General features: G+C 61.9%; 3 protein-coding genes. 2 read left to right on the top strand and 1 reads right to left on the bottom strand.

Annotated elements, in window-relative coordinates; genetic code table 11:
* Positions 1-159 precede the first annotated feature (159 nt).
* A complete protein-coding gene (locus G7009_RS11565; RefSeq protein ID WP_181130206.1) occupies positions 160-2,310 on the bottom strand; it encodes a dermonecrotic toxin domain-containing protein in 2,151 nt (716 codons plus the stop codon).
* A gap of 166 nt (positions 2,311-2,476) precedes the next feature.
* Here G7009_RS11565 and G7009_RS11560 point away from each other — a divergent pair, with 166 nt between their 5' ends.
* Positions 2,477-4,219: a potassium/proton antiporter gene (locus G7009_RS11560; RefSeq protein WP_181130205.1), complete on the top strand. Its 1,743-nt coding sequence runs from the start codon at positions 2,477-2,479 to the stop codon at positions 4,217-4,219.
* Positions 4,220-4,258: 39 nt separating this feature from the next.
* Positions 4,259-7,609 (top strand): mechanosensitive channel MscK, encoded by a 3,351-nt coding sequence (gene mscK / locus G7009_RS11555; RefSeq protein ID WP_181130204.1) that lies wholly within the window; start codon positions 4,259-4,261, stop codon positions 7,607-7,609.
* Positions 7,610-7,658 lie beyond the last annotated feature (49 nt).

The following is a 7,658-nucleotide window of genomic DNA, read 5'->3' as shown; positions in this document are numbered from 1 at the left end:
CGCTCCCACAAGTTGAGCGCTGAATTCAGGAACTGCGCACTTCTTGTGGGAGCGGGCTTGCCCGCGAAGGGGTGCAAAGCAGCCCCAATTGCAGATTGTGGGGCTTAACTGACTGGCATTACTCGAACGAGTGCCTTGTTCTTTTGAGATTGCCGCCGCTCAACCCGGCACAGGGAAGAACCGCCTCATCAACGAATCATCGGTGCCGCCTCCCAACTGCTGCGCCAGCAAGGCGCGGTCGAATTCCTCACCGGTGCGCATGTCGTATACGGGCCGGCCCGCAGGGGCTTCGCCCACTGCCTTCAAGCGTACTTGCACGAAACGGTAACCTGCGCCCTGCACGGCCTTCACCTCCTCGATCCGCAGATAGTTGCCCGGCATCATCAGCGACTCGGCTTCATCCGGCCGAACGGAGAACGGCGCTATTGGCGTTGCGCGAATATCCTCGGTGGGTTCGAGCACATAGACCACCGCGCTGTCATCGAATACCCCGCCGCCGACCTGCGCCTGTGGATCGTTGAAGACCTCCCAAAGCGCATAAGGATTTTCGGTGAACGAGGTAAAGTCCGTGGTGACCAGCACATCACCCACGCCCATGCGCCCTTCTCGGAATGCAAGATGACCGGTTCCTCGAAAGGACGATGCCGCCCGGTAGAGCCGCACCTGATTGCTGACCCCGATTTGCTGCAGGGCCTCGGCCAGGGCAAAGCTGCGTTTGACATGGAATTCCCGCTTGCCCTCAAGCGGCAATCCGCGCCACAAATGGTTGTAGCGTTCAGGCGAATGACTGTATTCGGCGATGGCTGGGGAGCCAAAGCCGAGTTCGTCGCGATAGACCGGACAAGGTTCGCTGAAGGCATCCAGGTATTGGCCCGCCTGGTCGATCGATTGTTCATCGACCCATGGCACCGCGCTCATCAGTGACTGCTGGCGAGCCACTGCCTGGTCGGCATAGGCCAATAGCTCGTCCACGGCCGGGCGCATGTATAACGGCCATTGCTCGTCCGAGACAGTGGGCGAAATGGGCGAAATATCGCGAGATGGAATGCGCGCCCGGGAGAAAAGCTCCCCTGCACGCATCAACGCGGCATCCAGCAGAACGAACAGCACATCCAGCAGCACCGCCCACCAGGCGCCCGTACGCCAAGCCGACTTGCCGTTGATCGCCCTGTCCAGGTGCAGAGCAAGGGTGCCCACGCCAATACCAAGGGACGTCAAGGCCACCGGCCAACCGCCAGGTGTCATCGGCGCGATGAGCATTCCCGCCGTCCGCAGACCGGCCAGCCACTTGGCCTTGGCCAGCTCGGCATTGCTGGTCAACCCTTCGTGGGCATTGTTCACCAGTGTATTCATGACCTGTTCGCGCAGGTGGACGAACAGGTCACCCGTGATCGGCAGAGTGCCGCTGCGCGGATAAGCCGCGGAACCGGACAATTGATCGAAAATGCTTTCAAGACGCGTGCGCATCGCCCGAGCCTGGAAGTCATCACCGACGAACAGTCGCATCAGTCGCTCACGGTCTTGAGCGTTACCGACCATTTCGCGCAACCATGCCTGGACGGCGTCACTATTGTCGAGCACGACCAAGGCGGCGTGCTCATCCGCCAGGTAGAGGCAATGCGTGCCGGACTTCAAGGTCAGCTGCAACAGATTGCGCGCAGTGATCCCCGCCAATGTCAGTACGCGCCAACCTTCGAACGAAGTGGTGCCACGCGAGCGTTGCAGCGCCTGTAGCGAGATCGGCATGTTCGAATCGATCAGGGCATGAGCCAGCAGTTGCGCTCTATCGGATTCGCCCAGCATGGATGTCGTCACGGCGGCGATAAAGCGAGCGCGCGCCAGCACGCAATAGTCTTCGCCGCACGCCTGGCGAAAGGTCTCCAGCCGCTTCGCATATTGCGTGGAAAAGTCCATGCCCCAGAACATCTCGAGTACCGCCAGGGGGGCCAGCCGCAACTCGTTTCTCTCGTCATACAGGGCATGGCTGCCATCGACCCGATAGAAGCCCCCGTAATTCATCAGCAGGTCTGCGTTGTCCTGCTGATGCGGGGAGAAGCGTTGCATTACCAGCTCGGTCAACGTCAGGGAGCGTCGCGGTGGCCCGCGATGGCGCCAGCCGGTGTAGCTTGAACCGCTACTGGCCGCCGTCGCGAATTCGTGCCAATGCACCTGGTCAGGGTCAAGCCAGTAACCCAGTTGACGCCGCAAGACATGACCCGCGGCCTGACGGGCCAGGCCCTGCAAGTCCGGGAACCGCCCCAGATAGCGAAGGGCGATACGTTCCAAGGATGGTTCAATGGCGATGGACATGGTGCTATGCGCTCGAATAGCCGAATGGACGGCTACTGCAACCCATCCAGGACTCGAACTTGCAGTAACACTTTACAGCCCGCGTCGGCCTCAGGTTAGAATCACTTGGCACGCAAACTGCGTGCTCAGCGTCATTCTTCCCCACGCGTTCCCGGAGTACCTGCCTTTGGATGCAAGCACCATCAACAGCCTATTCCTGATCGGCGCATTGCTGGTGGCCGCAAGTATCCTCGTCAGCTCGCTTTCTTCTCGCCTGGGCATCCCGATCCTGGTGATCATTCTGGCGGTCGGCATGGTTGCCGGCGTCGATGGCGGCGGCATTATCTTCAATAATTATCCCGTCGCTTACCTGGTCGGCAACCTGGCTCTGGCCGTGATCCTGCTCGATGGTGGGCTGCGTACCCGAGTCGCCAGTTTTCGGGTAGCGCTAAGGCCAGCCTTGTCGCTGGCCACCGTGGGCGTGCTGATCACCACGGGCCTGACTGGCATGGTCGCGGCCTGGCTGTTCGACCTGAGCCTGATCCAGGGCCTGCTGATCGGGGCGATCGTCGGCTCGACGGACGCCGCGGCGGTGTTTTCGCTGCTGGGCGGTAAAGGCCTCAACGAACGGGTCAGCGCGACCCTGGAAATCGAGTCGGGCAGCAATGACCCGATGGCGGTATTCCTCACCGTCACCCTGATCGACATGATCGCCAGCGGCCAGACCGGCCTGCACTGGAGCCTGCTCGCGCACCTGCTTCGCGAGTTCGGGATCGGCGGAGCGCTTGGCCTGGGCGGTGGCTGGCTGATGCTGCAACTGGTCAACCGTATCAACCTGGCTGGGGGGCTGTATCCAATCCTGGTGATCGCCGGCGGCCTGGTAGTGTTCTCACTGACCAATGCCTTGCACGGCAGTGGCTTCCTGGCTGTCTATCTGTGCGGCCTGGTCCTGGGCAATCGGCCGATCCGCAGCCACCACGGCATTCTGCACATGCTAGACGGGATGGCGTGGCTGGCGCAGATCGGCATGTTCCTGGTGCTAGGGCTGCTGGTCACCCCTCACGACCTGCTACCCATCGCCCTGCCCGCGTTGGGCCTGGCGCTGTGGATGATCCTGATCGCCAGGCCCTTGTCGGTCCTCGCTGCCCTGTTGCCGTTCAAGGCCTTCCATGACCGCGAGAAAGCCTTCATCTCCTGGGTCGGTCTGCGAGGAGCGGTACCGATCATCCTGGCGGTGTTCCCGCTGATGGCCGGCCTGCCCGATGCTCAGCTGTTCTTCAACCTGGCGTTCTTCATCGTGCTGGTTTCGCTGCTGGTGCAAGGCACCAGCCTGCCGTGGATGGCCAAGTTGCTCAAGGTCACGGTTCCGCCTGATCCCGCACCGATTTCCCGCTCTGCCCTGGAAGTGCACATCACCAGCCAGTGGGAGCTGTTCGTCTACCGCCTGGGGGCGGAAAAATGGTGCATCGGCGCGGCCCTGCGCGAACTGAAAATGCCCGAAGGGACACGTATCGCCGCGCTGTTCCGCGGCCAGCAGTTGCTTCACCCCTCCGGTAGCACGGTCTTGGAGGTCGATGACATGCTCTGCGTGATCGGTCACGAACACGATCTGCCGGCCCTCGGCAAACTGTTCAGCCAGCCCCCGCAGCGTGGCCTGGACCTGCGTTTCTTCGGCGACTTCGTGCTCGAAGGCGATGCCGAACTGGGCGCCGTGGCAGCCCTTTATGGCCTGAAACTCGATGATCAGGACCCGAAAATGCCCCTCGCGCAGTTCATCCGACAAAAGGTCGGAGGCGCGCCAATCGTGGGCGACCAGATCGAATGGGCCGGTACCTTGTGGACCGTGGCGGTCATGGAAGGGAACAAGATCCTCAAAGTGGGCGTCAAATTCCCCGAAGGTACCCGACCCGGGCCCGGGTTGTTCCTTTAAACTCTGTTTTTCGCCCCGGCCTGTAAGAATTGTCTGCCTATGTCCCTGCGCGTTTATCTTCGTGCGGCCCTGCTCGGGCTGTGCCTGTCCGTCTCGCTTTCCTCCCTGGCGGCTGAAGCCCCCACCCTTGACTCTGTTCAGAGCAGCCTCGACAAGATCGCCGAGCGCAAGCTCTCCGAAGCCGAACAAAAGGCCCTGCAGCAGGTGCTCGAACAGACGCTGTCCCTGCTCCAGAGCAAGGAGGAGGCGCAGAAAAAACTGGCCGCGCTCAAGCAGCAACTGACCGATGCTCCCCGGCAGATCACCGAGAACCAGCGCGACCTGATCAAGCTCAAGGACAGCAAGGCCGTGGTGGTAGCCCAGCGCTACGCCAGCTTGAGCGTGCCTCAGCTCGAACAGTTGCTCAATGAGCGCAGCACGCTCCAGGGCGAGCTGCAAAAAGCGCTGTCCGAAGCCAACAGTCTGATCATCAATTCCCAGACCCGCCCAGAGCGGGCCCAAGCCGAAATCAGCAACAGCCAGACCCGCTCGCAGCAGATCAACAGCTTCCTCAAGCTTGGCAAGGACAACGGCAAGACGCTGACCGCCGAGCAACGCAACCAGTTGGCCGCCGAGCTGGACTTGCTCGGTACCCAGACGCTGCTGCGCCGCCAGGAACTGGCTGGCAATACCTTGCTGCAAGACTTGGGCAACGCCCAGCACGACCTGCTGATCGAGCGCGCGACGCGCCTGGAGCAGGAAATCCAGGACCTGCAGACACTGATCAATGGCAAGCGCCTGGCGCAGTCGCAGCAGACCGTCACCGAGCAATCGCTCGAAGCGCAGAAGGCGGGGGGCAGCACGGTACTGGCCAACGAGAGCGCGGCTAACCTCAAGCTGTCCGATTACCTGCTCAAGAGCACGGACCGTCTCAACGAACTGACTCAACAGAATCTCAGGACCAAGCAGCAGCTCGACAGCCTGACCCAGGCCGACCAGGCGCTGGACGAGCAGATCAACGTGCTCAAGGGCAGCCTGTTGCTTTCCAAGATCCTCTACAAGCAGAAACAGGCTTTGCCGCATCTGCAACTGGACCGTGACCTGGCCGACCAGATCGCCGATATCCGTCTCTATCAGTTCGAGGTGAACCAGCAGCGCGAGCAGATCAGCACGCCGAGCAGTTACGTCAATCGGCTGCTGGCCAACCAACCCGCGCAAGAAGTAACGCCGCAGTTGCGCAAGGCCTTGCTGGAAGTGGCCATTACCCGTAGCGACCTGCTCGAACGCCTCAACCGCGAGTTGAGCGCCTTGCTCAACGAATCCATCACCCTGCAACTGAACCAGAAGCAGCTGCTGAGCACAGCCCAGAGCTTGCGTACCACCCTCGAAGAACAGATGTTCTGGATCCCCAGCAACAAGCCGTTGGACTGGGAGTGGCTGGCCAACGTCCCGAGGCGCCTGGCCGACCAGATGGCAAGCCTGCCGTGGGGCTCGGGCATCAAGGAGGTGGCTGCCGGCCTGGGCGAGCGACCTCTGCTGTTCCTGCCGCTGCTGTTGCTGATCGGTGCCTTGCTGTGGCGGCGCACTTACCTTTATCAGCGCCTGAAAAAGGTCCATCAGGATATCGGTCACTTCAAGCGCGACAGCCAGTGGCATACGCCCCAGGCGATCCTGATCAACATTCTGCTGGCCATGCCGCTCAGTCTTGCCCTGGCCTTGTGCAGTTATATCCTGCAGGCCGACGCGCGAGGCCAGAACGCCAACCTGAGTGCCGCGCTGTGGCAGATTTCCCAGGCCTGGCTGGTGTTCTACACCGCCTACCGAATCCTGGCGCCGGGCGGTGTCGCCGAGCTGCACTTCCGCTGGCACAAGCCACAGGTCGAGTTCTTGCGTGGCTGGGTGCGCCGCCTGGGCACCGTGGTGCTGGCCCTGGTCGGCGTGGTGGCGGTCGCGGAGCATCAGCCGTCGGCCCTGGCCGATGACGTGCTCGGCATCGGCATAGTCCTGACCTGCTATGCCCTGATGGCCTGGCTGCTCAGCCGACTGCTGCTGAGCAGCCCGGCGCACAGAAACACCTCATTGTTCCGCAAGGCCGTCGGCGTGGCGTTCACCGCTCTGCCTATCGCCTTGTTCGTGGCGGTGTGCTTCGGCTATTACTACACCGCCCTGAAGCTCACCGACCGACTGATCTATACCCTCTACCTGCTGCTGTTCTGGCTGGTGATCGAAGCCGCCTTCGTCCGCGGCTTGGCCGTGGCGGCGCGGCGGCTCGCCTATCAGCGTGCCTTGAGCAAGCGGCAATCGGTCAAGGAGGGCCTGGATGGCGAGGTGATCGTCGAAGAGCCCACCCTCGATATCGAGCAGGTCAACCAGCAGTCCCTGCGCCTGATCCGCCTGGCCCTGCTGGGCGGCTTCATCGCTGGCCTGTATTGGGTCTGGGCCGACCTGCTGAGCGTGTTCGCCTACCTCAACAACATCACCCTCTACGAGTACACCAGCGGCACAGGCGCCGCGGCCAGCATGGTGCCTATCAGCCTGGGCGACTTCCTCGGCGCGGTGGTGATCATCGGTATCACCTTCGCCCTGGCCGGCAACCTGCCAGGCCTGCTCGAGGTGCTGGTGCTGTCGCGCCTCAACCTGGCCCAGGGCAGTGCCTACGCCACCACGACCCTGTTGTCCTATGCCATCGCCGGTATCGGTTTCGTCAGTACCCTGTCCGCCCTGGGGGTGAGTTGGGACAAGCTGCAGTGGCTGGTGGCAGCCCTGTCGGTAGGCCTGGGGTTCGGCATGCAGGAGATCTTCGCCAACTTCATCTCCGGCATCATGATCCTGTTCGAACGCCCGGTGCGGATCGGCGACACCATCACCATCGGTAACCTGTCGGGCACGGTCAGCAAGATCCGCATTCGCGCCACCACCATCACCGACTTCGATCGCAAGGACATCATCGTCCCCAACAAGACCTTCATCACCGGCCAGTTGATCAACTGGTCGCTGACCGACACGGTCACACGGGTGACGTTGAAGCTGGGCATCGACTACGGTTCCGACCTGGACGTCGTCCGCGAACTGTTGCTCAAGGCCGCGCACGAAAACCCGCGGGTGCTCAAGGACCCAGAGCCGCTTGTCTACTTCCTGAACTTCGGCGAAAGCTCGCTGGACCATGAACTGCGCATGCACGTCCGTGACCTGGGCGACCGCAATCCGGTGCTGGACGAGATCAACCGGTATATCAACAAGGAGTTCAAGGAGCGCGACATCAAGATCTCCGTCCGTCAGGTCGAAGTATTCCTCATGGATACGCAAGGTCATAAGCAGAAGTTGATACCTGCTGCGAACAATGACCAGCCCGGAGCGCTCCTGCAACCGCCAGCCAGGCCAGACAGCAACCCGCCAGCCCGCTCGTCCTGACTGGACCCCGACGGCCATGGCCCGCAGAATGCGCTCGTATTCCCAAGGA

Origin of the sequence: Pseudomonas capeferrum (genome assembly GCF_013523055.1) — a bacterium.
Classification (GTDB): Bacteria; Pseudomonadota; Gammaproteobacteria; order Pseudomonadales; family Pseudomonadaceae; genus Aquipseudomonas; species Aquipseudomonas capeferrum_A.
Note: the sequence above shows the minus strand (reverse complement) of the source record. Positions and strands in the feature narration are given on the sequence as shown.